Below are 25476 nucleotides of genomic sequence, written 5' to 3'. Positions count from 1 at the left end.
GGGGCCCTGGGCGCTCTATATCCATGGCATGAGCCACGAGGTCCACGGCCTGGGGAATTTCTACGCCACCCCGGCGGGGCTGGTGACGGCGCGCCTGCTGCGCGACCGGCTGCGCGCGTTCTGGCCCAGCCTGCCCGGCCGGGCGGTGCTCGGCCTCGGCTATGCCAGCCCTTTCCTCAGGCTCTGGCGGGCAGAAGCGGCACGCTGTGTCGCCACCGTGCCGACCCACCTGCCGCGCTGGCGCTGGCCGCGCAGCGCCGCCTCCTGCACCGCAATCGCGGAGGAGGACGCCCTCCCCTTCCCCGACCTGATGTTCGACCGGATCCTGCTGGTGCATGGGCTGGAGACCGCCGAGAACGCCCGGCGGATGCTGCGGGAGGCTTGGCGGGTCCTGAAGGATGACGGCAGGCTGATCGTGGTGGTGCCGAACCGGCTCGGCCTCTGGGCGCATCTGGAGCGAACCCCCTTCGGCCATGGCCAACCCTATTCGCCCGGCCAGCTGGAAGGGCTGCTGCGGCGGCAGATGTTCGTGGTGGAGCGGCGCGACACCGCGCTCTTCGTCCCGCCCTTCCGGACGCGCCTGCTGCTGCGCGGCGCCCGTGTCTGGGAGGGGCTGGGCCGCAGCCTCTGCCCGGGCTTCGCCGGCGTGATGCTGATGGAAGCGGCGAAGGACTACTGCGAGGCGATCCCCGCCGGCGCGGTGCCGGCGCAACGGCGCCGGGTGGTGGTGGTCGAGGGGGTTTAGCGGGACGGCCAGTGCCGGCACGGCGCTTGCCTCCCGGTGCCGCGCCACCAGACCGGGAACCCGCATGTCCCTCTCCCGCCGTGCCCTGCTGGGCGCCACTGGCCTCGCCGCCCTGCCCACCCTGCCCGAGCCTTGGGCAATCAGCCCCGCCGCCGCGCAGGGCGCGGAGCGTGTGCTGCGCTACGGCATCTCCATGGCCGACATCCCGCAGACCACCGGCCAGCCGGACCGCGGCGCCGGCGCCTACCAGTTCACCGGCTACACCCTCTATGACCCGTTGGTGGCCTGGGAGATGGATGTAGCCGACCGGCCCGGGAAGCTGGTGCCCGGCCTGGCGACGAGTTGGGAGGCCGACCCGGCCGATCGTACGAAATGGGTCTTCCGCCTCCGCCAGGGCGTGAAATTCCATGACGGTTCTGATTTCGACGCCGATGCGGTGATCTGGAATTTCGAGAAGGTGCTGAACCCGCAGGCACCGCATTTCGACAACCGCCAGGCCGCCCAGGTGCGGCCGCGCCTGCCCTCCGTCGCCGCCTGGCGCAAGATCGACGCCATGACGGTGGAGGTCACCACCAGGACGGTGGACAGCATCTTCCCCTACCAGATGCTGTGGTTCCTGATCTCCTCCCCGGCGCAGTACGAGAAGCTGGGGCGGAGCTGGGAGCGCTTCGCGGAAGCGCCCTCCGGCACCGGCCCCTTCCGCCTGGCGCGCCTCGTACCGCGGGAGCGGGCGGAGCTGGTGCGGAACCCCGGCTACTGGAACCCGGCGCGGATGCCGAAGCTGGACCGGCTGGTGCTGGTGGTGGCGCCGGAGGCGGTGACACGGACCAACGCCCTGCTGACCGGACAGGTGGACCTGATCGAGACGCCGGCGCCCGACCTGGTGCCGAGGCTGCGGCAGGCCGGCATGCGGATCATGGAGAATGTCACGCCGCATGTCTGGAACTACCATCTGAGCCTGCTGGAAGGCTCGCCCTGGCGCGATCTCCGGCTGCGCCGCGCCGCCAACCTCGCCATCAACCGCGATGAGGTCGTCGCGCTGATGAACGGGCTGGCCAAGCCCGCGGCCGGGGTCGTCGATCCCTCCTCCCCCTGGTTCGGCCGGCCGGAATTCCAGGTGAGATACGATGTGGATGCCGCGCGGAAGCTGCTGGCGGAGGCCGGCATCTCCCGCGGCAGCCCGCTGCGCACGAAATTCCTGATCGCCACCGGCGGCAGCGGGCAGATGCTGTCCATGCCGATGAACGAATACATCCAGTCCGCCTGGCGGGAGGTGGGGATCGAGGTCGAATTCCAGGCGGTGGAGTTGGAAGTGCTCTACACCTGCTGGCGCCAGGGCGCGGCCGGCGAGATCGCCCGCGGCGGCGCCATCACCGCGAACAACGTCGCCTATGTGACCAGCGACCCGCTCTATGCGCTGGTGCGGTTCTTCCACTCCAATCAGGTGGCGCCGACGGGCGTGAACTGGTCGCACTACAGGGATGCCGAGACCGACCGGCTGATCGACACGGCGCTCAACACCTTCGACCCCGCCGAGGTGGACCGGCTGATGGCCAGGGTGCATGAGCGCGTGGTGGACCAGGCGCTGCTGGTCTTCGTGGTGCACGACACCAACCCGCGCGCCCTCGGCCGGGCGGTGCGCGGCTACACCCAGGCGCAGCACTGGTTCCAGGACCTGACGACGCTGGGCTGAGGAGCGTTGCGGGCCGGCATGGGATCAACCCGCCGGCCCGCTCGCCTGCATCACAGGCGTCCTATCGGCAACCTTCGGGATGCCGCCGCGGAACCCCGCGCCCTGCGTCCCGGCCGCCTGCCGGATGGCGGCGGCAGGGTTCCGGCGCAGGAAGGGCATGACGCGGAAGGCCGCGCGGCCACGATCCGGCGCGCCGAGGCCGCGCAGCACGCGCACCTCCTCCAGCCCCACGCTGCAGCGGCGGGATTCAGGTCTCCAGCCGCGCGACAGCCTGGCCCAGGGTCCTGCACAGCGCACACCGGATCGCGAAGCCTGCCACCGCAGCGACCGCTTGCCGCCGGCACGCCCGGCCATGCGACGCTGCCGCCACGCCATGCCGCCCGGCATCGGTGATCTCGGGAGGAAACAGGATGCCAAAGCTCTCGCCGGAGGCGCGCGACCGCGCCGCACCGCCGCGCCGCGCCGTGCTCGGCGGCCTTGCCGGCGCCATCGCCGCCGGCGCTGCCATCCCGGCCAGCGCCCAGCGCGACTACGGCCGCAATGCCCCGCCGGCGCGCTATCCGGATGCCGACATCGTCACGCTGGACAGGAAGCGCTTCACCGCGCCGCTCGGCAACAGCGCCATCCGCCGCGTCGCCACCGGCTATGCCTGGGCCGAGGGCCCGGCCTGGCACGCGACCGGCCGCTTCTGGGTCTGGTCCGACATCCCGAATGACGAATGCCTCCGAATGAATGAGGAGGACCTCTCCGTCCATCGCCGCTTCCGCAGCCCTTCCGGCTTCTCCAACGGCAATACCTTCGACCGGGAGGGGCGGCAGATCGCCTTCCGCCACTATCATCGGGACGTGGTGCGCTACGAGCCGGACGGGCGGATCACGGTGCTGGCGGCGCGCGGGCCGGACGGGCCCTTCAACGCACCGAATGACGGCGTGGTGCATCCCGCCGATGGCAGCCTCTGGTTCACCGACCCCGGCTATGGCGCGCTGATGAACTATGAGGGCCAGCGCGTGCCGGAAGCGGCGAACAGCCCCCGCCCCTTCATCAAGGAGGCGATCTACCGGATCGACGCGCAGAGCGGGCAGGTGACGAAGGTGGCGGACCAGCCCTTCAAGCCGAACGGTCTCTGCTTCTCGCCCGACTACCGCCGGCTCTACGTGGCCGACAGTGGCCGGTCGCATTACGAGGAGGCGAAGAACATCATCTGGGGCTTCGATGTGGACGGGCCGCGGCTGACCAATGCCCGCACCTTCGCCGATATGGAGTACCAGGGGAAATCCGGCTTCGGCGACGGGCTGCGCTGCGACGAAGCCGGCAATGTCTGGGTCGGCGCCGGCTGGGTGGGGGATGGCTATGACGGCGTGCATGTCTTCGCCCCGGACGGGCAGCGCATCGGGCTGATCAGGCTGCCCGAGATCTGCGCCAATCTCTGCTTCGGCGGCACGCGGCGGAACCAGTTGCTGATGACCGCGAGCCAGAGCGTCTACCTGTTGCCGGTGGAGACGCGGGGAGCGCATTTCTGCTGATCGGGCGGAGGAGGCAACGTCGCCTGCCGGGACCGGGGCCTGCCCGCAGGCGGAGCCCCCCGGCCTGCTGGGATGGCCATGCTCGCCGGCAGGCCACCACCATCCCGGCAGGAAGCCGCGTCCCCACGGACTGGCACGCGGGGCTGGACGCCAATCCGGCGCGGGTCGTTGTTTTCAGCACAGGGTTTCGCTCCCGGGCGTGCACGCTCCGGGAGCGACTTTCTACAGCGGATTGGCGTTCAAAACTGAACGCCAATCCGCTGTAGAGCGCTGTTTTTAGAGCAGATTCACACTGCGGTGCATTCACGCTCACGCCCCTCCGCGATCTGCTCTAGCCTTGCTCGGTTCCCTCGGGCCCGCGCCGCGGGCGCCGCGGCGCCTGGCGCGCCGGCTCGGCGCCGAATTTCGTCCAGCCCGGCACGCCCGCCTCCAGATTCACCTCGCGCCACTTGGGATGCCGCGGCGGGCGCATGAAGGATTCGAATTTGAGGGACAGCGCGCGGGCGAAGCGCATCAGCCGGTCGCGCCGGTCGGCATTCTGGTGGTTGAAGGCGGCCAGGACGGCGCCGACGGCGATGGTCTCCACCGTCTCGCCGGCGGGAATGACGGCGGGGTAGTCGGCTGCGGTGAAGCTCGCGGGCAGGTAGGTCTCCAGCAGCGCCTCGGAGAGCGGCACGGAGAGCAGCCGCGCGCCCTCGGGCAGCGGCGTCGTGAAGCGCGCCGGCTTGCCGGTGACCCGCACCATGGCGGCGATCTCGCCCCGGCGCAGCTTCTCCGTCGCATCGACCGTCGCGGCGTAGACCGGCTGCACCGGGATCCCGAGGCGGGAGAAGAGCAACGTCGCCGTCATCGCCGTGCCGGACCCGGGATTGTCCATGCTGACCAACTGGCCGCCGAGGTCGGAGAGCTGTTCGATGCCCGGCCGGGCAAAGACATGCACCTCCTCATCATACAGCTTGGTGACGTACTGCACCTGCTGCTCGATCCGCGGGAAGACGCGCTGCTGCGCCGCCGCGGCCAGCACGTCCGACTGGACGATGGCGAGATCGACGCCGCGCAGATAGAGCAGGTCCGATAGATTCTGCAGCGACCCCTTGCCGATGATCGGCAGGATGCGGAGCCCGTCGACGCCGTCCAGCACCGCCGCGAGATCGGCCGCGAAGCGCGTGTAGGTGCCATCCAGCCCGCCGGAGATCACGCCCAGCACATTGGCATTCGCCGCGGCGGCCGAATTCGGTATCGCCTGGGCCCTGGCCAGGGCGGGGCAGGCGAGACCGGTGACGAGACCGGCAAGCAGGCTGCGGCGGTTCATGGGTCTGCTCCTTTGTCGAAGTGTGCCGGAGGGGTCAGCGGAGGGAGGCCAGCAGGTTCTCGGCGCTGGCATCGCCGAGCGCCCGGGCCCGCTCATACCAGGCCCTGGCCCTGGCCACGTCGGCGAGGCCGCCGGCCCCGCTGAAGAGCCGCAGGATGTTCGGATCATAGGTCTTGCCGGCCGCGATGAGCGCCGCCGAGGAGGCGGGATGAATGGTCGCGGCCCGCTCATACAGGGCACGGGCGCGCGTGATGTCGCCGCGCACCATGGCCGAATCCCCCATCTGCATCAGCGAGGCGAACATGGGCGGATCGGTGGTCGCGGCGGGGGGCAGGACCAGCGACGGCAGCGCCGGGGACGGCCCAGCCTGGGCGAGGAGGAAGACCGGTTCCGGCATGTCGCCGGAGGGGACGTGGCGCGCGGCAGGAGCAGCCATCCAGGGGCCGAAAGCCGCAGGCGCCGGGGAGCCCGCCTTCTGCCGATCGAGCGGCAAAGTACCCGCGTGAGCCGCGGCGTGAGAGCTTGTAATACAGACCAGAAAGGCCGCCATTCCTGCCAGAAGAAAACTCCGCATCCCGGTCACCGGCCCCCACACATGCGAGGCTCCCGATGCGACCCCGGAGACAGGCGATGGTTGCACCACGGCTGCTTCGTACCTCTTTTGCAGTGGAGAGTTCCAGACATGGCAACCACTGAAATATCGATGAAGCAACAGACCTTCGCCAGGGACGGCCATCGCAACCACTCATGCTGATCTGCGTCTATCTATTACACGAGGCGTTCGTGGCCGCATTCCCAATCTTTAGTTGAATTATTAGGAACAATATTCCAAGCAAACTTGCGTCAGCTTGCGAGGCCGAGCGGATTTTGGGTCTTATTTCATGGTTTTAGGCATGCGAGTCTGGCCCCTCCACAACCAGGGGGGATCCTACCCATGCGCATGCGACGTCGCGCTCTTGTGCTCTCGGCTAGTGCCGTATCGCTCCTGCCCATTGCCGCGACGGCACAGCGCCGCTCCTCGCGGCCGGGCGCATGGCCGGAGCAGACCGTGCGCCTCGTCGTACCCTTTGCCGCCGGCGGCTCGACCGATGTCGCCGCCCGCATCCTGGGGGAGCGGATGGGGCAGACGCTCGGCCAGACCGTCGTCATCGAGAACCGCAGCGGGTCCGGTGGGCTGATCGGCGCCGACAGCGTCGCGAAGGCACCGCCCGACGGCTACACGGTCCTGATGGCGACCACCGGCCTGCTCTCCATCGCGCCGCATCTCTATCCGCAGATGCCCTTCGATCCGGCCCGCGATTTCGCCCCGGTCTCCCTGGCCTTCGCCACGGATCTCGTCATCACCGTCACCAACAGCCTCCCCGTGCGGACGCTGCCCGAATTCCTCCGCCATGCGAAGGAGAATCCGGGCGTCATCTCCTACGCCTCCTCGGGCGCGGGGACGACCACCCATGCGGCGACGGAGCTCTTCCGCCTCGCAGCGGGGATCGAACTCCTGCATGTCCCTTATCGCGGCAGCGGCCCGGCGATGAACGACCTCGTCGCCGGCAACATCCAGCTGATGGTGGACCAGATCGCCAGCGCGATCGGCCAGATCAATGACGGCCGGATCCGGGCGCTCGCCGTCACGGGCGCGAAGCGGCACCCCTTGCTGCCCGATGTGCCGACCGTCGGCGAGGCGGGGCTGCCGGCCGCGCAGGCGAGTTCCTGGGGCGGCCTCGTGGCGCCGGCGCAGACGCCTGCGGATGTGATCGGGAAGCTCAACGCGGCGGTGCGCGACGCCGTCGCCCAGCCCGCCGTCCGGCAGCGCATGGCCGGCGCGGGGGCCGACCCGGCCGCGTCGAGCCCGGCGGAGTTCGCGAATTTCGTGCGGGCGGAACGGGAGAAATGGGGCCGGGTGGTGCGAGAGGCGCGCATCACGGTCGGCTAGGGCAGGTTGCGGCAAGGCGAGCCTCCGCACGGCGGCCAGCAACCTGCGGCGGACCGCGCAATCAGCCTTCCGGGCCATCCGCCGCAAGGGCGGATCGCGCCCGGCAAGCATGACCACTCATGGAAGGCGTTCTGGGATGAGCGCCTTCCACCATGGCGGTGGCAGGGCCGCGGGCACCCCGGCGCAGGGTGCGCGGCCCCATCCGGCCCGCAATCCGGACGTGTCCGGAGAGGGTAGCCCCCTCCCCGGCATTCACCTCAGACGCGCTCGACGCACATGGCCACGCCCATGCCGCCGCCGATGCAGAGCGTGGCGAGGCCGCGCTTGGCGCCGCGGCGCTGCATCTCGAACAGCAGGGTGTTGAAGACCCGCGCGCCGGAGGCGCCGATCGGGTGCCCCAGCGCGATGGCGCCGCCATTGACGTTCACCTTGGCCGGATCCCAGCCCAGGTCCTTGTTCACCGCGCAGGCCTGCGCGGCGAAGGCCTCGTTCGCCTCGACGAGGTCGAGCGTGTCGATCGACCAGCCGGCCTTCTGCAGCGCCTTGCGCGACGCGGGGATCGGGCCCGTGCCCATGATGGAGGGATCGACGCCCGCCGTCGCCCAGGAGACGATCCTCGCCAGCGGCTTGACGCCGCGCTTGCGCGCCTCCTCGGCCGACATCACCACCACCGCCGCGGCGCCGTCATTGATGCCCGAGGCGTTGCCGGCGGTCACCGTGCCGGTCTTGCTGAAGGCCGGGCGGAGCTTCTGCAGCACCGCGTAGTCAGTCTCGGGCTTCGGGTACTCGTCGTTCTCGACCACGACATCGCCCTTGCGGCCCTTCACCGTCACCGGCGCGATCTCATCCCTGAAGCGGCCGGCCTTCATCGCCTCGCCGGCCTTCCGCTGGCTCTCGGCGGCGAATTTGTCCTGCTCCTCGCGGGTGATCTGGTACTTCTCCGCGACGTTCTCGGCCGTCGTGCCCATGTGGTAGCCGTGGAAGGCATCCCACAGCCCGTCCTTGATCATGGTGTCGACCATGGCCAGGTCGCCCATCTTCTGCCCGGCGCGAAGCTGCGCGGCATGCGGCGCCTGGGTCATGCTCTCCTGCCCGCCCGCGACGACGATCGCGGCATCCCCGCTGCTGATCTGCTGGGCGGCGAGGGCCACGGCGCGCAGGCCGGAACCGCAGAGCTGGTTGATGCCGAAGGCGGTGGCGGAGGCCGGGATGCCGGCGGCGATGGCGGCCTGGCGGGCCGGGTTCTGGCCGGCGCCGGCGGTCAGGATCTGGCCCATGATGACCTCGTCCACCTCTTCCGGCTTCACGCCCGCCCGCTGCAGGGCGGCCTGGATGGCGACGGTGCCAAGGGCATGGGCCGGCAGGGAGGCGAAGGCGCCGTTGAAGCTGCCGACGGGCGTGCGGGCCGCGGAGGCGATGACGATCTCGGTCAAGACTGGTTCTCCCACCCTGGTCGTGTTGCGCCGCACTGTGGACCGGCGCCCCCGGGCCCTACAAGCCCACCCGGCCGGGCAGCGCCTTGATCCAGGTCAGGAGGGGGCGCCAGAGCCGCGTCTCCGCCCCGCTCCCCGCGACCATGCCGACATGGCCGGCCGCGACGTGCTGCACAAGGGCATTCGGCATATGGTCTGCCAGCGCAAGGGCCGAGACGGGCGGGACGATGCGGTCGCGCGCCGGGATGGCCAGGAAGGCCGGCAGCGCCACCGCGCGCGGCTCCACCACCGCCCCGGCGATGCGCCAGGCGCCGCGCGCCGGCGCATTGGCGCCATACCAGCCGGCGAGGCATTCGCGCGCCACCGGCGCCGCCAGCGGCACGCCGTCATTCAGCCAGTCCTCCAGCGCGACGAAGCGGCGGGCCTGCGAGCTGTCCGGATCGAGCCGGCGGAAGGCACGGTATTTCTCCCCGACCGCAGCCGGATCCAGCGTGGCGAAGAGCGTCTGCAGGGCATCCACGGGCAGGACACCGCCGGCCTGGAGCAGCGGCTCCCAGAGCGGCAGCGTCGCCGCCAGCCCCTGCGCGCGCGCCGGATCCTCGGCCCAGAAATCCCAGGGCGTGGCCAGCAGGGCAAGGCCGCGCAGCCGCTCCGGCCGCCGCTGCGCCAGGGCGAGGCCGAGCGTGCCGCCCATGCAGTAGCCGACGAGCACCACCGGCCCGCCGGCGATCGCCGCTGCCGCGAGCAGGGCGCGGTCGAGCCGGCCGGCAACATAGTCCGTCAGGGTGAAACCGCGCTCCACCGCGCCCGGCGCCCCCCAGTCGAGCAGCAGCGGCCGCACCCCCGCGCTGGCCAGGTGCCGCAGCATGGAAGCCTCGGGCAGCAGGTCCAGCACCTGCGCCCGGTTCACCAGCGACGGCACCACCAGCAGCACAGGCCCGTCCTCCGGCCCGCCATGGTCCAGCAGGCGGGTCGTGCCCTCCTGCCAGAGCACGGGCGGCTCCGGCAGGCTGCGGCGATGGGGGTGGCGGCGATAGGCGAGGATGCCCTCCAGCAGGGCCGTGTCGCGCCTGAGCAGGGCACGCTCGACCGCGGCGGCGAAGGCCTCAGGCCGGTGGCCGCCGGCGGCGAGGGCCTCGGCGATCCGCATCGCCTCCTGCCGGCCCGCGCTCGAGCGCGGCCAGGCGCCGCTCCAGGGCGTCGATCCGGGCGCGCTGGGCGGCGGCATCCTCGCCGCCCAGCGCGTCGCCAGGGCGAAGGCCAGGTGGAGCGCCAGCGGCCTTGGCCCCCGGCGTGGAGGCGGGGGCATCACCCGGCGCCGCCGCCGCTGGAGCGGGCTGGGCCGCGTGCAGCCAGGCGGCGCCGAGGCCGAGCGCCTGCCGCCAGGCCGCCGCGACCTCCGGCTCCGCCGCCAGTGCGGCGAGTTCCGTCTGCCACAGGGCGATCCAGGCCTCCGCCAGGCCATCGAGATCCGGTTCGCATGTCTGGTCCTTGGACGCGGTCACCTGTGTCTCTCCTGTTCGCGTTCCTGGCGATGGCTGTCCAGCGCCACGGGCCCGAGTGGCGGTCGCTCCCCGCCGCCTGGAGTTTTGGTGCGGTGCGAAAATCCCGCTAACGCATTGGCATCGGCCGCGTGCTAGGCTTGCCGCAACACATCCATCGCCGGCGTACCGCGCCGGCCGATTGAAGGAATGGAGACGCCATGGCCGAGAACGCCGCCCGCGCGGAAGCAGCGCCCGAACCGCCGGCGCAACCGGTGGTAGTGAAGAAATACGCCAATCGCCGCCTCTACAATACCGAATCCTCCAGCTACGTGACGCTCGAGGACCTCGCCGGCATGGTGCGCCAGGGCCGGGACTTCGTGGTCTTCGACGCGAAATCGGGGGAGGACATCACCCGCTCGGTGCTGACCCAGATCATCGTCGAGGAGGAGGCGAAGGGACGGAACCTACTGCCGGAGAGCTTTCTCCGACACTTGATCGGCTTCTACGGGGACAGCCTGCAGACCGTGCTGCCGCGCTATCTGGAACATGCCATGGCCGGCTTCGCCCGGCAGCAGGAGCAGATGCGCAGGTCCATGGAACAGGCCATGGGCGGCTTCATCCCCTTCAGCGGCCTGCCGGGGCTGGAGGAGATGGGCAAGCAGAACATGGCGATGCTGGAACGGGCGATGAGCCTCTTCGCCCCCTTCCGCCCGGCCGATCCCTCCGCCCCGACCGTGGATCAGTTGAAGGCCGAGATCGAATCCCTGCGTCGGCAGCTGGCCGAGGCGCAACGAACCGGCCCGGGCTCCTCGCGCGGAGCGTGAGTTTGGTGGCTCTCGCTTCCATCACGCGTTCGTCACGCGCCGTGGTGGAACGCGGAAAGTGCCGCGGCATTCCGTTGGGTGAGATTCCTCAACGGGGGCGAAAGGCACTATGGCGACGACGACAGCGCAAAGCGAGGCGCGGCGCGGCGACGGCGTGAAGCCCGGGCAAAGGGCAAACGCCGCCGACCGACATGTTGGCTCCCGCATCCGGGAGCGCCGGGTGATGATGGGCCTCTCCCAGCAGCAACTCGCCCGCATGATCGGAGTCACGTACCAGCAGGCTCACAAGTACGAGCGCGGCCTGAATCGCATCTCGGCAGGACGGCTGTTCGAGATCGCACAGGTGCTCGGCGTCGGGGTCTCCTGGTTCTTCGAGGGGCTGTCGGCGGAGTCCGAACAGCATGAGATCTCCCCCCGGCAGCGCATGTGCCTGGAGCTGGCTCGCAATTTCGCGCTGATCGACAATGAGAAGCACCAGGAAGCGCTGAGCCAGATGGCGAGGGCGCTCGCCGCGCAAAGCCAGGCGGCGCAGGCCGGCATTGCGGTCGAGCCCGAAGCCGCCAACGAAGCCCACTGACGCGGAGGCCGGGCGCGGCCCGGCCCGCCCGCTGATCAAGCTTGCCCACACGTCGTCCTGCACCACCGCCCTTGCTGCGACCGCCGCGTCGGTCGCTGCGCCCCATCCTGCTCGCCCTGGTCCTGTCCCTGGCGGGCGTGATGGGCGGCATCGTCATCGGGCTGCGCCTGCAACCACCACCGCCAGCCGACATGCCGGAGGCCGGCGATGCCCAGGCACCTGCCGAGGTCGCGCCGACTGCGACCGGGACCACGGCCATGCCAGGCCCCACAACCTCTGACCTGGCCGCCCTCACCGCGCAGCATCAGGCGCTGCGCCGCATGCTGGACCAGGAGCAGGCCCGGCTGGACGCGCTGACCCGCACCCGCCTCGCGGCCGAGGCGGAGCATCAGGCGCGCCTCGAGGCGCTCGCCCGGTCGCGGGCGGCGGCGGAAGCGCAGCTCGCCGCCCTGCAGCGCGAGATTGCCGCAAGCCAGCGCGAGGCGGCCACCCCTGCCCCACGCCGCGAGGCCGCGCAGACCCCGCCGCCATCCCCGGCCCCGGCCCCGGCCCGTCTGCCACGCGCCGAGCCGGCCGGCGGCCAGCCGCGCGTCTTCGTGCACCACCGGGCCGGCTCGCCGGCCGCGGCGGAGGCGGCCTCGGCGCTGCTCGGATCGCTCCGCGACGGCGGCTTCGACATCTCCGAATTGCGGGCGACCTCCGCCGTGCCCTCCCAGCGCGTGGTACGGTACTTCCACGCCGATGACGCCGCCGCCGCCGCCCGGCTCGCCGGCCGGCTCGGCCGCGGCTGGGCGATCCAGGATTTCCGCGGGTACGAGCCCACGCCGAGCCCTGGCACCCTGGAGGTCTGGGTGCCGGACCGGTGACACGGCAGGCGGGCGACAACGGACCGCAGCGCCGGGCCGCTGCGGATCCCTGATGGCAGAGCAGCGGCCCGCGTCGGTGGGGGATCTGCCCTAGGCGACCAGCCCGGCCTCCCGCGCCTTGATCTGCAGGGCCAGGTATTTCGAATAGATCCGGCACTGCGCCAGGCTGCCGGCGGTGAACCAGAGGCCGGGCTGCGGCGTCGGCCGCCACATGTTGCGGAGCTCGCCACCCGCATCGAACCCCCAGACCGGGCCGATCCGGTCGGCGACGGCATCGCCGAGCGCGCGCCGCGCCACCTCCTGCTGGTTCCTGTAGCCGGTCGCGGCCACCAGAAGATCGGCCGGGACCAGGCTGCCATCCTTCAGCCGCAGGCCCTCCGGCACGAAGCGCTCGATCATGTCGAAATGCAGCAGGCCGATCGCGCCATCGGCGATGAGGTCGGAGCAGCCGACATTGAAGTAGTACCCGCCGCCGCGCTCCAGGTAGAGCATCTGGAAGCCGCAGCCATCGATGCCGTCGCTCAGCCTGAAGCCGCGCCTCTCCAGCCGCTCCAGCAGCGGCCGGTCGATCTCCTTCGAGGTCGCGGTCATCATCTGATAGGCCCGCCGCAGCACCGGGAAGGGCATCGCGGTCGCCAGCAGGTCGCAATCCTCGGTCGGCATGCCCTCGGCATAGATCGAATAGACCCGCTGTGCCTCCTGCACGCTGACGATATGGGTCGGGCTGCGCTGGATCATGGTGACCTCGGCGCCGCTGGCGTGCAGGTCCTGCGCCACGTCATGCGCGCTGTTGCCGGTGCCGAGCACGAGGGCCCGCCTGCCCTTCCAGGCGCTGCCATCCGTGTAGCTGCCGGAATGCATGACGGTGCCGCGGAATTCCTCCAGCCCCGGCAGCTTCGGCATGATCGGGATGCCGCTGACGCCGGTGGCGAAGACCAGGTGCCGCGGCCGCATGACGCGCTGCGTCCCGTCGGCGCGCGTGAGCGTCACCTCCCAGCAGCGCGCCGCCTCGTCCCAGGCACCGGCCGAGAGCTCGGTGCCGGTCCAGACATTCAGCTCCATCGCCTCGACATAGGCCTCGAACCAATTGGCCAGCATGTCCTTCGGGATGAAGACCGGCCAGGTCGGCGGGAAGGGCATGTAGGGCAGGTGGTTGACATGCACCTCATTGTGCAGCGTCAGCGAGTGGTAGCGCCGGCGCCAGTTGTCGCCGACCCGCTCCTCCCGGTCGATCACCAGCGTGTCCACGCCGAGCGCGCCGAGCCGCGCGGCGATGCCGAGGCCCGCCTGACCGCAGCCGACGACGATGACGGCCGGGTCGTGGTCGGCATAGGCGCGGGCCCGCTCCCGCCGGTCCAGCCAGTTCGGCCCGCCGAAGTCGCGGGCATAGTCGCTCTCCCGCGCGCGCTGGCGCGTGCTGCGGTCCTCGTGCCCGCGGATCTCCTGCAGCGCGGTCAGCAGGATCCAGGCGCGCAGGCCGCCGGGCCCGCCTTCATCCGCCACCAGCCGGGCGACGCCCTCGGCGCTGCCCACCGCCGTCTCGAAGGCGAAGAAGAGTTCCACCACCTCTCGCCCGGCCCGCATGACCTGGCGCGGCGGGGTGCGGCCCGGGGCGAGGCGGAGGCCGCTCGGGCGAATCTCCGGCAGCCTCTCCGCCAGCCGCGCCGCGATGGCGGCCGGGCCGCTGGTGCTCTCCACCTCCCAGGTGAAGGCCAGCAGGTCGCGCCAATGGCCATCCGGCGCGACCAGAGCGGCGGCCGCTCCGGCATCCTGCCGCTCCAGCGCCGCCCCGAAGGCGGCAAGCCATTCCGCCGCGGCGGCCTCAGGCGGCAGGGTCTTCGGGGACATGACGTTCATGGCGTTCGCTCCCGGGCGGGCGGGCCCGCCCCCATGCGTGCTTGCTTGCAACGCAGACTGGCCGCCAAGGACCAAGACGGCAAGCCGCCCGCGGCGCCGCCGCCGGGCTTGCTTGCGGTGCCGCTCGCGCCGTCCCATGCTGGCCGCAACACGCCGGCGCGACGACCGGCGGCTGGAGGAAACGAGCATGCCAACGCACTCTCCACCGGGGCGCCGCGCCCTGCTGGCGGCCGCCGTCCTCGGGCTCGCGGCGCCGTCCATCGCCCGGGCGCAGGGCCGCTATCCCGCCCGCTCCGTGCGCGTGGTGAATGCGTACAGCCCGGGCGGCACCGCCGATGTCGTCTGCCGCATCCTCTTCGGCGCGCTCGGGGAGCGGATGGGGCAGAGCTTCGCGGTGGAGAACCGGCCCGGCGCCGCCGGCACCCTCGCCGCCCAGGCGGTGGCACGCGCCACGGGTGATGGCTACACAGTGCTCTATGACGCGACGGCGCATTCGGTGAACCCGTCGCTCTTCGGCGCCCGCCTGCCCTATGACACGCGCAAGGATCTGCTGCCGGTCTTCCTGGCCATGCAGACGCCGAACACGCTGATGCGCTCGCCGGGCTTCGAGGCGCGAACGGTGCCGGAGCTGATCGCGCTGGCGAAGGCGCGGCCCGGCAGGCTCGACTGCGCCTCCACCGGCATCGGCACGGTGCAGCATGTCTCGCTGGAGCTGTTCAACATGCTGGCCGGCGTGCGGATCAACCATATCGTCTACCGGGAGATCGCGGCGGCGCGGAACGACCTGACCTCGGGGCGGGTGCCGCTGCAGTTCAGCAACGTGCCATCCACCCTGCCGCTGACCCAGGCCAACCAGGCGGTCTGCCTGGCGCATTGCGGGCCGGCGCCGGTCTCCGTCCTGCCGGGCATCCCGGCCATGGCGGAATACCTGCCGGGCTTCGAGACCTGGGAGTGGAACGGCATCTTCGCCCCCGCCGGCACGCCGGCCGAGGTGATGCAGGTGCTGAACACCGAGCTGAACGCGGTGATCCGCGACCCGGCCGTGGTGGCGAGGCTGACCGGCCTCGGCGCGCTGACGCGGGCCAATGGCATCGAGGATTTCGCGGCTTTCCGCGAGCAGCAGATCGCCTTCTTCGCCGAGATGGTGCGGAAGGCCGATATCCGGATCGATTGAGACGAAGGAAGGCGGCCGTGACCCAGCCCTATACCATCGACCGCGGCAGCAATTGGCGGCGCCAGGCGGTCCGCGACTGGCTCTTCGGGCTCGACCGCGTCACCGCGGAACTGCAGGACCGCATCGTCACCGCCTGGGTCAGCGCCTGGGCCTCCTCGACGCATGAGCGGCTGGAGGACATGCCCTTTTCGCCCGGTTCCGGCTTCTTCCCGCTGATGCAGCATGTGAACGAGGTGACGCGCGCCGGCGTCGATCTGGGCGAGCGGGCCGCGGCCGACTGGGGCACGGAATTCGACCCGGATGTGCTGCTGCCCATCCTGATCCTGCACGATCTGGACAAGCCCCTGCTCTACCGGCGGGAGGGCGCGGGCGCGGTGCACACCCCGCTCTATCATGAGCTGCCGCATGGCGTGATCGGCGCCATGATGCTGAAGGAGCTGGGCTTCGCCCATACCGTGGTCAGCACGGTCGCGACCCATGCCACCAACGCGCCCTTCCATGGCCGGAACCTGGAGGCGCATGTGCTGCACTATGCCGACCTCTTCGCCGCCGATCATGCCTTCCGGGTGATGGGGGAGACGCCGCTCTATCTGCGGCGCCACTGAACACCGGCGCGGGCGGCCGTCAGCGGGCCGCCCCGCATCGACATCGGGCCGGCGCCGCCCCATCATCCCCGCATGTGCGGACGCTACTTCCAGCAGCGCGGCCCGGCCGCGGTCGCGCGATACTTCGAGACGGTGAACCCGCTGCCCAATATCGCGGCGAGTTGGAACCGCGCGCCGACGCAGGAGGCGCTGGTGGTGCGGCGCCACCCGGAGACGGGGCTGCGCCACCTGGACCCGCTGCGCTGGGGCCTGGTGCCGCGCTGGGCCAAGGACCCGTCCGGCGCGGCCAGGATGATCAACGCCCGGTCCGAGAGCATCGTGGAAAAGCCCGCCTTCCGGGAGGCCTTCCGCAAGCGCCATTGCATCGTAACGGCGGATGGCTTCTACGAATGGAAGACGGAGGGGAAATCCAAGCAGCCCTATGCGGTGGCGCTGGCGGATGGCGCGCCCATGGCGCTGGCCGGGCTGTGGGAGGGCTGGCGGGCGCCGGATGGCAGCATCCTCCGCACCTGCACCGTGGTGACCACGGAGGCGAATGAGAAGCTCGCCGCCATGCATCACCGCATGCCGGTGATCCTGCCGCGGGAGGCCTGGGGGCGCTGGCTGGGCGAGGCGCCGGCGGAGGAGGAGGAGCTGCTCGGCCTGCTGCGCCCCTGCCCGTCCGGGATGGTGGCGGCCTGGCCGGTGAGCCCGCGCGTCAACAAGGTGGCGGAGAACGACTCCGGCCTGCTGGCGCGCGACCCGCTGGCGATGCCGCCCACCGGCCTGGACGACAAGCCACCGGAATTCGCGGAGTAGGCCAGATCGCGGAAGGCCGAGAAGGAGCGGACGCGTGAATCTGCCGAGAAAACAAGTGCTCGCAGAGAAATGCCATTCAATTTCGAACGCTGTCCGCTGTCTTCGCCGCCGATTCCCTCCCCCGCGACGCGGGGGAGGAAAGGCCGGTCAGGCCGCCGTCTTCGACATGTCGAAGGGCGGCTGCACCTCCGGCGACAGCACCGGCTCATAGGGGCAGCCCGCGGTGCGCGTCGCCAGCTCGGCCTTGGCGGCCTCCACCAGCGCCGGGTCGCGCAGGCAGTCCACCGCCGTGCCGGCCATCACCTTCGCCACATGCACCATTCCCTTATGCGCCGCCGGCAGCATGCCCTGCGCCGTGAGTTGCCAGGAATGGCCCGGCGTGCCGATGGCATGGGTCGCGCCGCGCGCCTGCACCGTCGGCACCACCCAGGAGACATCGCCGACATCGGTCGAGCCCACCATCGGCGCGCCCCTCACCTCCAGCGGCACCACCACGTCGCAGAGCGAGACGCCTTTCCGCATCGGCAGGCCGATCCGCCGCCAGGAGGCGGCGATATCCTCCTCGGTCAGCGTCGCCTGGAACTCCGCGGCCCTGGCGCGGTCGGCCTCGTCGAAGGGCGGCGGGCCGAGGCGCTCGAGATTCGCCTGCATCGCCTTCTCGAGCGGCAGGTTGCCGAGCAGGTTGGAGACGCCGCTGACCACCTTCGCTGCCACCTTGGTCTCGGTCATCAGCGCGGCGCCGTCGGCGATCCTGCGCACGCGCTCGATCAGCCGGCGCAGCTCGACCAGGTCCCGCGCGCGGATGAGGTAGCGCACCTTGGCGGTCGGCTGCACCACATTCGGCGCGACGCCGCCGGCATCCAGATAGGCGTAGTGGATGCGCGCGTCGCTCGGCATGTGCTCGCGCATGTAGTTCACGCCGACATTCATCAGCTCGACGGCATCCAGCGCGCTGCGGCCGAGATGCGGCGCCGCGGCGGCATGGCTGGCGCGGCCGGTGAAGCTGAAATCGATGCGGGTATTGGCCAGCGACACCGCCTCCTGCACCGCGGCGAAGGCGGCGGGGTGCCAGGAGATGGCGATGTCCACATCGCGGAAGGCGCCGTCACGCACCATGAAGCCCTTGGCGGCGCCGCCTTCCTCGGCCGGGCAGCCGTAATAGCACACGCGGCCGGGCAGGCCATTCGCCGCCAGCCAGTCCTTCACCGCGGTCGCGGCGAGCAGGGAGGCGGCGCCGAGCAGGTTGTGCCCGCAGCCATGGCCGAAGCCGGGCCCCGGCAGCGGCCGCGGTTCCGCGACACCGGCCTCCTGGGAGAGACCGGGGAGCGCGTCATACTCGCCGAGGATGGCAATGACCGGGCCGCCCTCCCCCGCTTCGCCCATCACCGCGGTCGGGATGCCCGCGACCTGTTCGGTCACCCGGAAGCCCTGCGCGCGCAGCATCGCCGTGTGTTCGGCGCAGGAGCGCGTCTCGGTATAGGCGAGTTCCGGCATGTGCCAGACCCGGTCGGAGAGATCCTCGAAATCGGCCCTCTTGGCGTCGACCAGGCGCCAGATCTCCTCGGTATTCTGCATCCATGTCCTCATTTCGGTGTCGCCCGGGCGACGTCCCACGCGCGAATTCCGCCCTGGCCAGGCCATGCGCGGCCCTTCCCAGCCCGGCACGGGGCAGGCCCGAGCATGACGGGGCGGGCGACCGGCGCAAGATGCGAGGCAGCCCGCCCGCGACGCAGGACGTGACCGCCAGTGGTCACCAGCCTGTCCTGATCCGGCATCGCAGCTTCGACAAGGCCGAAGGGCTGCTCCCTGGCGCGCGGGGACCGCATCCGGCGCCTGCTGCGCCACGCGATCGCTCCCGACCATGGTTCGGGAACCGGGGCGGTTCTCCACACCGAAGCCCGGGGCCGAGGCGCATCCGCCGCCGCTCCACAGGCGGCCGGGCAATGGCCCCCGGCTGCCGTGTGATGCCGGGAGCGGCAGGATGCGCATGGGGCGGGCAGGGCCGCCTTCCACCTGAGCAGCAGCGGGACCGGCCGCCGGACTCGCGGCAGCCATGCCCGGCGGGGCGGGACGTGCAAGGCATTGACGCAGCGGGCTTCCGCCCCGCTGCCATCGCCCCCGGCCGGCCAGGCAATCACTGCCTCCGTATCGCGGCACGATCCGTGCCTTGGAAGGACGAGTCCGTGCGCCGCAGCTTTCCGGGGAGGGAGGCACCGCATGGTCGCTTCAGCGTACCAGGGGGCCGAAGCTCTGCGCGTCTTGCTTGTGGACAGTGACAGCGACCGCGCCGCAGCCGTCCAGGCCGGGCTCGTCGCGGCCGGGTGCATGGTGGTCGGGATCACGGCCGGGACCTCCGACCTGACGCAGTCCGTGCGGGAGTCCGGCGCCGATGTCATCGTCTGCGGGCTGGACGACCCCTCCCGCGACGAGTTGGAGGGCATGCGTGCCTTGAACCGGGACGAACCGCGGCCGGTTGTCCTGTTTGCCGAAAAGGCCGAGCCCGAGCAGATCGAGGCGGCGCTGGAGGCAGGCGTTGCCGCCTATGTGGTGGAGGGCTTGGCGCCGGCGCGCGTCCGGCCGGTGATCGAGGTGGCGATCCGCCGCTTCCGGGCCCACCAGGCCCTGCGGGAGGAATTGGCTTCGGTCCGGCAGGATCTGGAGGAGCGGCGGCTGATCGACCGCGCCAAGACCGTGCTGATGCAGAAGCACAAACTTTCCGAGCCGGAGGCTTATCGGCGGCTGCGGCGGATGGCGATGGACAAGGGGCAGAAGCTGGGGAGTGTCGCCGCCACGGTTTTGAGCAAAAATTAGTCATTATGCGCATGATATAAGCATGTATGGCTTTTTCGGGGGATTTCTGCTCAATATCATCGCAATTAGCTTGACGGCTGCCGACCACTCCGGTTTCCTTGCTGCAGCGCGGTGGACTGCAATGGCGCAGGCCGGCCGGGCGCAGGGGTGACCCCGCCGGTCTCGCGTATCCGCTACCCGCGGTCCAATGGCGGTCCGCATCTGGCCTTCCCGGCCGGAGGTCCGCCCGCGTGCCATCCGATACCGTGGACCCCGAAGCCCCCCTTGGCCGTCCCGCCCGGCGCCGCCCGGCGCTCAGGACGCTCCGCCTGGGCTTCGTCCAGCTCACCGATGCGGCGCCGCTGCTGGTGGCCGAGGAGCTCGGCCTGTTCGACGCGGTCGGGCTGCGCGTCGCCCTCTCCGCCGAGGGCGCCTGGGCCGCCATCCGGGACAAGCTGGCCTTCGGCGCTCTGGACGCCGCGCAACTCCTCGGCCCGATGCCGATCGCCCTCGCCGCGGGGCTGGATGGGGTCGGGGCGCAGGTGACGGTCGGCGCCGGGCTCGGCGCCAATGGCAATACGCTGACGCTGTCCAGGCCGCTGGCCGCCGAGATCGGCCGCTTCCCCCGCCCGCTCCCGGCCCAGGCCTTCGCCGCCGTCGCCCGCCGCCGGGCAAGCCAGGGCCGGCCGGTGACGCTCGCCATCGTCTTCCCCTACTCCTCGCACAACTACCTGCTGCGCTGGTGGCTGGCCTCGGCGGGGCTCGATCCGGACCGCGACCTGCGCCTCGTCGTGGTGCCGCCGCCGCTCTGCGCCCAACGCCTGGCCGATGGCGCGATCGACGGCTTCTGCGCCGGCGAGCCCTGGGGCAGCCATGCCGTGGAACTCGGCCTCGGCACCATCGCCCTCTCCTCCGGCGATATCTGGCCGAACCATCCGGAGAAGGTCCTGGCCTTCGCCGCCGGCTATGCGCTGCAGGATCCGGAAAGCGCCATCGCCTGCACCGCCGCCGTCATCGCCGCGACCCGCTGGCTGGATGAGCCGGAGAACCGGGCCGAAGCGGTCCATATCCTGCAGCGCCGGCTCTTTCCCGCCCTCGGCGCAGCGGAGATCGCGGCGGCCTTCGAGGGCACGGCGGAGGGAATGCTGCAGGCTGCGCCGCTGTACTTCCGCACCGCCACCCTGCCGCGCCGCGACCAGGCCGCCTGGTGGCTGCGGCAGATGCGCCGCTGGGGCCATGTGCCGGACAGCTTCGCCGAGGCCACCGCCCTCGCCCCCTGGCGCCAGGACATCTGGCGCGCCGCCGCCGCCCGCCTGCGGGAGGTCGAGCCCCCCACCCCCAGCCCGCCCCCTGCCGACCTGCCGGAGACCCGCCGATGACCCTGCCGACCCGCCGCAAGGCGATTGCCGCCACCGCCGCATTGCTCGCCGCCGCCCGTGCCGCCACGCCGCGCGGCGCCTTCGCACAGGCGAATACGACACCCGAGCTGCGGAAGGCGGTGCTCGGCTACATCGCCCTGACCGATGCCAGCCCGCTGATCATCGCGAAGGAAAAAGGCTTCTTCGCCAGGCACGGCATGCCGGATGTCGAGGTAGCGAAGCAGGCGAGCTGGGGCGCGACCCGCGACAACCTGGTGCTGGGCGGCGAGCGGGGCGGCATTGACGGCGCGCATATCCTGACGCCCATGCCCTATCTGATGACGGCCGGGCGCATCACCCAGAACAGCCAGCCGGTGCCGATGGTGATCACGGCACGGCTGAACACCAATGGCCAGGCCATCTCGGTTGCCGAAAAGCACAAGGGGCTGAAGCCGAGCATCGACGCCTCCGCCCTGAAGCGCGCCCTCACCGCCGAGAGCAAGGTCGCCATGACCTTCCGCGGCGGCACGCATGATCTCTGGATCCGCTACTGGCTGGCCGCCGCCGGCATCGACCCGGACAAGGAGGTGCAGACCATCGTCGTGCCGCCGCCGCAGATGGTGGCGAACATGAAGGTCGGCACCATGGACGCCTTCTGCGTCGGCGAGCCCTGGAACGACCAGCTGGTGAACCAGAAGATCGGCTTCACCGCCGCCGTGACCGGCGAGCTGTGGAAGGACCATCCGGAGAAGTCGCTCGGCCTGCGCGCCGACTGGGTGGAGAAGCACCCGAACGCCGCCGTCGCGCTGACCGCCGCGGTGATCGAGGCGGCGCGCTGGTGCGACGAGCCGGCAAACAAGCAGGAAATGTGCGCCATCATCGGCCGCCGCGCCTGGTTCAACGTGCCGGTCGCCGACATCCTGCAGCGCAGCCTCGGCAACATCGACTACGGCGACGGCCGCAGGGTCGCGGACAGCCCGCTGCTGATGAAGTTCTGGCGCGACCATGCCAGCTACCCCTTCCCCAGCCACGACCTCTGGTTCCTGACCGAGGACATCCGCTGGGGCGTGCTGCCGGAGGGCACGGACACCCGGGCCCTGATCACCCAGGTGAACCGCGAGGGCCTGTGGCGCCAGGCCGCCGAGCGGGCCGGCGTGAAGCCCGGCGAGACGCCCACCGGCACCAGCCGCGGCCGCGAGACCTTCTTCGACGGCAAGGTCTTCGATCCGGAGAACCCGGCCGCCTACCTCGCCTCCCTCGCCATCAAGAAGCTCGCGGGCGCCTGAGATGAACGCTGTCTCCACCAAGCCGGCCCCGGCGCCGGCGCAGCTCTCCCGGCCCGTGCTCACGGCGCTGCCGAGGCCCTCCCGGCTCGCCCCGGTGCTGGCGAATCTCCTGCCGCCGGTGCTGATCCTGCTGGCCTTCCTCGGACTGTGGGAGTTCCTGGCGAGCGGCCCGGGCGCGACGCTGCCACCCCCCTCCAAGGTCTGGGCGGACAGCTACGACCTGATCGTCGATCCCTTCTTCGATCGGGGCGGGCTGGACAAGGGGTTGTTCTGGCACCTCGCGGCCAGCCTGCAGCGCGTCGCGCTCGGCTTCGCCATCGCCGGCGTGGTCGGCGTGCTGACCGGCCTGCTGATCGGCACCTCGCCCTTCGCCATGCGGGGCCTTGACCCCATCTTCCAGGTGCTGCGCACCGTCCCGCCGCTCGCCTGGCTGCCCCTGTCGCTGGCCGCCTTCCGGGAAGCGCAGCCCAGCGCGATCTTCGTGATCTTCATCACCTCGGTCTGGCCGGTGATCATCAACACCGCGGTCGGCGTGCGGAACGTGCCGCAGGACTACCGCAATGTCGCGGCCGTCATCCGCCTGCGCGGCCCGGCCTTCTTCTGGAAGATCGTGCTGCCCGCCGCCGCGCCCTATATCTTCACCGGGCTCCGCATCGGCATCGGCCTGTCCTGGCTGGCGATCGTGGCCGCCGAGATGCTGATCGGCGGCGTAGGCATCGGCTTCTTCGTCTGGGATGCCTGGAACAGCTCCAACCTCTCGGACATCGTCGTGGCGCTCGTCTATGTCGGGCTGGTCGGCTTCGGCCTCGACCGGATCGTCGCCTTCGCCGGGCGCATCGCCACCCGCGGCACGCAGGAGAGCTGAGATGCAGACCGACGACCGTTTCCTCGACATCTCCCAGCTCTCCATCCAGTTCCCGAAGAGTCCCGTGCCGGTGCTGCGGCAGGTAGATCTGCAGATCGCCCGCGGGGAGTATGTCTCCGTCATCGGGCATTCCGGCTGCGGCAAGTCCACCCTGCTGAACGTCATCGCCGGCCTGCTGCCGGCGACCGCCGGCGGCGTGGTGCTGGAAGGCAGGGAGATCGACGGCCCCGGCCCCGACCGCGCCGTGGTCTTCCAGAACCACAGCCTGCTGCCCTGGCTGACCTGCTACGAGAATGTTCGCCTTGCCGTGGACCAGACCGTCGGGCGGAAAATGGGCAGGGCCGAGCGCCACGACTGGGTGCTGGAGAACCTGGCGCTGGTCCATATGTCGCACGCGAAGGACAAGCGCCCGGCGGAGATCTCGGGCGGCATGAAGCAGCGCATCGGCATTGCCCGGGCGCTGGCCATGAAGCCCAAGGTCCTGCTGCTGGACGAGCCCTTCGGCGCGCTGGACGCGCTGACCCGCGCGCATCTGCAGGACCAGGTGATGGAGATCCATGCCTCCCGCGGCACCACCGTGGTGATGATCACCCATGACGTGGACGAGGCCGTGCTGCTCTCCGACCGCATCGTCATGCTGACCAACGGGCCGAACGCCACGGTGGGCGAGGTGCTGAAGGTGGACCTGCCGCGGCCGCGGGACCGGCTGGCGCTCGCCGCCGACCCTGTCTTCGTCGCGGCGCGCACGGCGGTGCTGGAATTCCTGCATGCGCGGCACGCCAACCCGGCACTGGCGGCGGCGTAGGAGTTCAGCTCAAGGGTTCCAGGGGCCCCTTCGTGGGGGGCGTTTGAGGGGGTAAAGCCCCCTCGCGCTTGCCTCCCTGCCTGCCACCGGCCACATCTCCCCGATGCAGCAATTCCCCATCTTCCTTGAGCTGCGCGGCCGCGTCGCCCTGGTGCTCGGCACCGGCGAGGTGGCGGAGCGCAAGGCCGAGCCGCTGCGCCAGGCCGGCGCCGAGATCCGCCAGGCCGCCGCCTTCTCCCCGGACCTGCTGGAGGACGTGGCCTTCGCCTGCGGCGCCGATGCCCCGCTTGCGGAACTCGAGGCCCTCTCCACGGCCTGCCGCGCCCGCGGCATTCCGGTGAACGTGGTGGACCGGCCGGAGCTCTGCACCGCCCTGATGCCCGCCGTCATCGATCGCGCGCCCATGACCGTCGCGGTCTCGACCGGGGGCGCCGCCCCGGTGCTGGCGCGCCAGATGCGGCAGCGGATCGAGGCGGTGCTGCCCCCGGGCATCGGCCGCGTGGCCGCCATGGCGGAGCGCTTCAAGGCCGCCGTCCGCCGAAGGCTGCCGGACCTCGCCGCGCGGCGCCGCTTCCTGGATGCGGCCCTTTCCGGACCGGCCGCCGACCTCGCTATGGCGGGGCGGGAGGCGGAGGCGGATGCCGCTTTCGCCGCCGCCCTCGACCGCGCCGATGCGGCCCCGCCGGGCATTGTGCATCTGGTCGGCGCCGGGCCGGGCGCGGGGGACCTGCTGACGCTCCGCGCCCTCCGGCTACTGGGGGAGGCGGATGTCATCGTCCATGACCGGCTGGGCTGCGAGGCGGCGCTGGAGATGGCCCGCCGCGACGCCGCGCGCATCGCGGTCGGCAAGACCGGGGCGCATCACAGCATGCCGCAGGAGGAGATCAGCGCCCTGCTGGTGCGACTGGCGCAGGAAGGCAAGCGGGTGGTGCGCCTGAAGGGTGGTGACCCGATGATCTTCGGCCATGCGGCGGAGGAGGAGGCGGCGCTGGCCGCGGCCGGCATCCCCTTCGAGATCGTGCCCGGCATCACCGCGGCGACGGCCTGCGCGGCCGCCACTGGCATCCCGCTGACCCACCGCGCCGTGGGCCATGCCGTGACGCTGGCGACCGGCCATAGCCGGCACGACCTGCGCGGCCTGGCGCGGCCCAAGACGCTGCTGGCGATCTATATGGGCCTCGCCCGCATTGCCGAGATCCGTGACGCGCTGGTGGCGGACGGAATGGACCCGGCCATGCCGGCGGCCGTGGTGGAACATGGCGGCACGCCGCAGCAGCGCGTCCTGCGCGGGACGCTGGAGAGCGTGGCGGCCGAGGCGCCGGGCTGGGCCGGGGGCGGCCCTACCCTGCTGCTGATCGGCGAGGCGGTGGGACAGGCGGTGCCCCTGGCCGGCCGCGGCGTGCCTCCCACCCCGACGGCCGATCTCACCTAGTCTTACTGTGTCAAAGCTTTCCGGTCTTCCTATATGTGGGGGATGGTAGAGAGGCAGACAAGGCGGCCGAGGACGGGCGAGGCGCGGTTCGCGGCCTATCTGGGGGCGATCACGGCGGG

24 protein-coding genes are annotated in these 25476 nt (G+C 71.3%); 16 read left to right on the top strand and 8 right to left on the bottom strand.

Annotated elements, in window-relative coordinates; all coding sequences use genetic code 11:
- The first annotated feature begins 28 nt into the window (after positions 1-28).
- Together LHA35_RS19960 and LHA35_RS19955 are read left to right on the top strand one after the other, a co-directional pair.
- Entirely contained in the window at positions 29-745 is a 717-nt protein-coding gene (locus tag LHA35_RS19960; protein WP_226611408.1) for a methyltransferase domain-containing protein, read from the top strand.
- A 64-nt stretch (positions 746-809) separates the two neighbouring features.
- Positions 810-2438 (top strand): ABC transporter substrate-binding protein, encoded by a 1629-nt coding sequence (locus LHA35_RS19955; RefSeq protein WP_226611406.1) that lies wholly within the window; start codon positions 810-812, stop codon positions 2436-2438.
- Between the two features lie 24 nt (positions 2439-2462).
- Here LHA35_RS19955 and LHA35_RS19950 read toward each other — a convergent pair whose 3' ends face one another.
- On the bottom strand, positions 2463-2669 hold the full coding sequence (locus tag LHA35_RS19950; protein WP_226611404.1) for a hypothetical protein: 207 nt from the start codon (positions 2667-2669) through the stop codon (positions 2463-2465).
- Between the two features lie 179 nt (positions 2670-2848).
- Here LHA35_RS19950 and LHA35_RS19945 point away from each other — a divergent pair, with 179 nt between their 5' ends.
- Positions 2849-3961, top strand: a complete 1113-nt coding sequence (locus LHA35_RS19945) for an SMP-30/gluconolactonase/LRE family protein (RefSeq protein ID WP_226611402.1) — start codon at positions 2849-2851, stop codon at positions 3959-3961.
- A gap of 331 nt (positions 3962-4292) precedes the next feature.
- Here LHA35_RS19945 and LHA35_RS19940 read toward each other — a convergent pair whose 3' ends face one another.
- Together LHA35_RS19940 and LHA35_RS19935 are read right to left on the bottom strand one after the other, a co-directional pair.
- Entirely contained in the window at positions 4293-5273 is a 981-nt protein-coding gene (locus LHA35_RS19940) for a TAXI family TRAP transporter solute-binding subunit (RefSeq protein ID WP_226611401.1), read from the bottom strand.
- A 34-nt stretch (positions 5274-5307) separates the two neighbouring features.
- Positions 5308-5709 (bottom strand): SEL1-like repeat protein, encoded by a 402-nt coding sequence (locus LHA35_RS19935; protein ID WP_226611400.1) that lies wholly within the window; start codon positions 5707-5709, stop codon positions 5308-5310.
- A gap of 612 nt (positions 5710-6321) precedes the next feature.
- On the opposite strand from LHA35_RS19935, the gene LHA35_RS19930 reads away from it, so the two are divergent.
- Positions 6322-7203, top strand: a complete 882-nt coding sequence (locus tag LHA35_RS19930; RefSeq protein ID WP_226611399.1) for a tripartite tricarboxylate transporter substrate binding protein — start codon at positions 6322-6324, stop codon at positions 7201-7203.
- A gap of 257 nt (positions 7204-7460) precedes the next feature.
- Here LHA35_RS19930 and LHA35_RS19925 read toward each other — a convergent pair whose 3' ends face one another.
- Genes LHA35_RS19925 through LHA35_RS19915 form a run of 3 tightly spaced genes read right to left on the bottom strand, consistent with a single transcriptional unit; the run spans position 7461 to position 10141 of the window.
- Positions 7461-8636 carry an acetyl-CoA C-acetyltransferase gene (locus tag LHA35_RS19925; RefSeq protein ID WP_226611397.1) on the bottom strand — a complete coding sequence of 392 codons (1176 nt, stop codon included), beginning with the start codon at positions 8634-8636 and terminating at the stop codon, positions 7461-7463.
- A gap of 58 nt (positions 8637-8694) precedes the next feature.
- Positions 8695-9786: an alpha/beta fold hydrolase gene (locus LHA35_RS19920; protein ID WP_226611395.1), complete on the bottom strand. Its 1092-nt coding sequence runs from the start codon at positions 9784-9786 to the stop codon at positions 8695-8697.
- Positions 9743-10141: a hypothetical protein gene (locus LHA35_RS19915; protein ID WP_226611392.1), complete on the bottom strand. Its 399-nt coding sequence runs from the start codon at positions 10139-10141 to the stop codon at positions 9743-9745. Before LHA35_RS19915 ends, LHA35_RS19920 begins: the two co-directional genes overlap by 44 nt.
- A 197-nt stretch (positions 10142-10338) precedes the next feature.
- On the opposite strand from LHA35_RS19915, the gene phaR reads away from it, so the two are divergent.
- From phaR to LHA35_RS19900, 3 genes are all read left to right on the top strand, one after another.
- The gene (phaR, locus tag LHA35_RS19910; RefSeq protein WP_226611390.1) at positions 10339-10944 is read left to right on the top strand and encodes a polyhydroxyalkanoate synthesis repressor PhaR; all 606 of its coding nucleotides are present in this window, start codon (positions 10339-10341) and stop codon (positions 10942-10944) included.
- 109 nt (positions 10945-11053) lie between these two features.
- The gene (locus tag LHA35_RS19905; RefSeq protein ID WP_226611387.1) at positions 11054-11521 is read left to right on the top strand and encodes a helix-turn-helix domain-containing protein; all 468 of its coding nucleotides are present in this window, start codon (positions 11054-11056) and stop codon (positions 11519-11521) included.
- 71 nt (positions 11522-11592) lie between these two features.
- Positions 11593-12387, top strand: coding sequence for a hypothetical protein (locus LHA35_RS19900; RefSeq protein ID WP_226611385.1), 795 nt, complete (start codon positions 11593-11595; stop codon positions 12385-12387).
- A 90-nt stretch (positions 12388-12477) separates the two neighbouring features.
- Here LHA35_RS19900 and LHA35_RS19895 read toward each other — a convergent pair whose 3' ends face one another.
- Entirely contained in the window at positions 12478-14244 is a 1767-nt protein-coding gene (locus tag LHA35_RS19895; RefSeq protein WP_226611383.1) for a flavin-containing monooxygenase, read from the bottom strand.
- A gap of 187 nt (positions 14245-14431) precedes the next feature.
- Between LHA35_RS19895 and LHA35_RS19890 the strand changes: the two genes are divergently transcribed.
- The 3 genes from LHA35_RS19890 to LHA35_RS19880 all read left to right on the top strand — a co-directional run bounded on the left by LHA35_RS19890 (position 14432) and on the right by LHA35_RS19880 (position 16821).
- On the top strand, positions 14432-15418 hold the full coding sequence (locus LHA35_RS19890) for a tripartite tricarboxylate transporter substrate-binding protein (protein WP_226611381.1): 987 nt from the start codon (positions 14432-14434) through the stop codon (positions 15416-15418).
- 17 nt (positions 15419-15435) lie between these two features.
- Positions 15436-16023 carry an HD domain-containing protein gene (locus tag LHA35_RS19885; RefSeq protein WP_226611379.1) on the top strand — a complete coding sequence of 196 codons (588 nt, stop codon included), beginning with the start codon at positions 15436-15438 and terminating at the stop codon, positions 16021-16023.
- 72 nt (positions 16024-16095) lie between these two features.
- A complete protein-coding gene (locus LHA35_RS19880) occupies positions 16096-16821 on the top strand; it encodes an SOS response-associated peptidase (RefSeq protein WP_226611377.1) in 726 nt (241 codons plus the stop codon).
- 147 nt (positions 16822-16968) lie between these two features.
- Here the strand turns inward: LHA35_RS19880 and LHA35_RS19875 are convergent, their stop codons facing one another.
- On the bottom strand, positions 16969-18396 hold the full coding sequence (locus tag LHA35_RS19875; RefSeq protein WP_226611375.1) for a M20 family metallopeptidase: 1428 nt from the start codon (positions 18394-18396) through the stop codon (positions 16969-16971).
- Between the two features lie 642 nt (positions 18397-19038).
- Between LHA35_RS19875 and LHA35_RS28750 the strand changes: the two genes are divergently transcribed.
- The 6 genes from LHA35_RS28750 (at position 19039) to cysG (ending at position 25357) form a co-directional block, all read left to right on the top strand.
- Positions 19039-19632, top strand: coding sequence for an ANTAR domain-containing response regulator (locus LHA35_RS28750; protein ID WP_264185669.1), 594 nt, complete (start codon positions 19039-19041; stop codon positions 19630-19632).
- 230 nt (positions 19633-19862) lie between these two features.
- Complete coding sequence (locus LHA35_RS19860; protein ID WP_226611373.1) at positions 19863-20990, top strand: CmpA/NrtA family ABC transporter substrate-binding protein; 1128 nt, start codon at positions 19863-19865, stop codon at positions 20988-20990.
- Entirely contained in the window at positions 20987-22255 is a 1269-nt protein-coding gene (locus LHA35_RS19855) for a CmpA/NrtA family ABC transporter substrate-binding protein (protein WP_226611371.1), read from the top strand. The genes LHA35_RS19860 and LHA35_RS19855 overlap by 4 nt, the downstream gene beginning before the upstream one ends.
- Position 22256: 1 nt before the next feature.
- Entirely contained in the window at positions 22257-23120 is an 864-nt protein-coding gene (ntrB, locus tag LHA35_RS19850) for a nitrate ABC transporter permease (RefSeq protein ID WP_226611369.1), read from the top strand.
- A 1-nt stretch (position 23121) separates the two neighbouring features.
- On the top strand, positions 23122-23925 hold the full coding sequence (locus LHA35_RS19845; RefSeq protein ID WP_226611367.1) for an ABC transporter ATP-binding protein: 804 nt from the start codon (positions 23122-23124) through the stop codon (positions 23923-23925).
- A gap of 103 nt (positions 23926-24028) precedes the next feature.
- Entirely contained in the window at positions 24029-25357 is a 1329-nt protein-coding gene (cysG, locus tag LHA35_RS19840) for a siroheme synthase CysG (protein ID WP_226611366.1), read from the top strand.
- Positions 25358-25476 lie beyond the last annotated feature (119 nt).

It is taken from the genome of Roseicella aerolata, from assembly GCF_020523605.1.
Classification (GTDB): Bacteria; Pseudomonadota; Alphaproteobacteria; order Acetobacterales; family Acetobacteraceae; genus Paracraurococcus; species Paracraurococcus aerolatus.
Note: the sequence above shows the minus strand (reverse complement) of the source record. Positions and strands in the feature narration are given on the sequence as shown.

Coding starts and splice junctions, on each gene's coding strand:
- LHA35_RS19960 (WP_226611408.1), top strand. CDS start 29: ATGAGCCACGAGGTCCACGGCCTGGGGAATTTCTACGCCACCCCGGCG.
- LHA35_RS19955 (WP_226611406.1), top strand. CDS start 810: ATGTCCCTCTCCCGCCGTGCCCTGCTGGGCGCCACTGGCCTCGCCGCC.
- LHA35_RS19945 (WP_226611402.1), top strand. CDS start 2,849: ATGCCAAAGCTCTCGCCGGAGGCGCGCGACCGCGCCGCACCGCCGCGC.
- LHA35_RS19940 (WP_226611401.1), bottom strand. CDS start 5,273: ATGAACCGCCGCAGCCTGCTTGCCGGTCTCGTCACCGGTCTCGCCTGC.
- LHA35_RS19935 (WP_226611400.1), bottom strand. CDS start 5,709: ATGGCTGCTCCTGCCGCGCGCCACGTCCCCTCCGGCGACATGCCGGAA.
- LHA35_RS19920 (WP_226611395.1), bottom strand. CDS start 9,786: ATGCGGATCGCCGAGGCCCTCGCCGCCGGCGGCCACCGGCCTGAGGCC.
- phaR (WP_226611390.1), top strand. CDS start 10,339: ATGGCCGAGAACGCCGCCCGCGCGGAAGCAGCGCCCGAACCGCCGGCG.
- LHA35_RS19905 (WP_226611387.1), top strand. CDS start 11,054: ATGGCGACGACGACAGCGCAAAGCGAGGCGCGGCGCGGCGACGGCGTG.
- LHA35_RS19895 (WP_226611383.1), bottom strand. CDS start 14,244: ATGAACGTCATGTCCCCGAAGACCCTGCCGCCTGAGGCCGCCGCGGCG.
- LHA35_RS19890 (WP_226611381.1), top strand. CDS start 14,432: ATGCCAACGCACTCTCCACCGGGGCGCCGCGCCCTGCTGGCGGCCGCC.
- LHA35_RS19880 (WP_226611377.1), top strand. CDS start 16,096: ATGTGCGGACGCTACTTCCAGCAGCGCGGCCCGGCCGCGGTCGCGCGA.
- LHA35_RS19875 (WP_226611375.1), bottom strand. CDS start 18,396: ATGCAGAATACCGAGGAGATCTGGCGCCTGGTCGACGCCAAGAGGGCC.
- LHA35_RS28750 (WP_264185669.1), top strand. CDS start 19,039: ATGGTCGCTTCAGCGTACCAGGGGGCCGAAGCTCTGCGCGTCTTGCTT.
- LHA35_RS19855 (WP_226611371.1), top strand. CDS start 20,987: ATGACCCTGCCGACCCGCCGCAAGGCGATTGCCGCCACCGCCGCATTG.
- ntrB (WP_226611369.1), top strand. CDS start 22,257: ATGAACGCTGTCTCCACCAAGCCGGCCCCGGCGCCGGCGCAGCTCTCC.
- LHA35_RS19845 (WP_226611367.1), top strand. CDS start 23,122: ATGCAGACCGACGACCGTTTCCTCGACATCTCCCAGCTCTCCATCCAG.
- cysG (WP_226611366.1), top strand. CDS start 24,029: ATGCAGCAATTCCCCATCTTCCTTGAGCTGCGCGGCCGCGTCGCCCTG.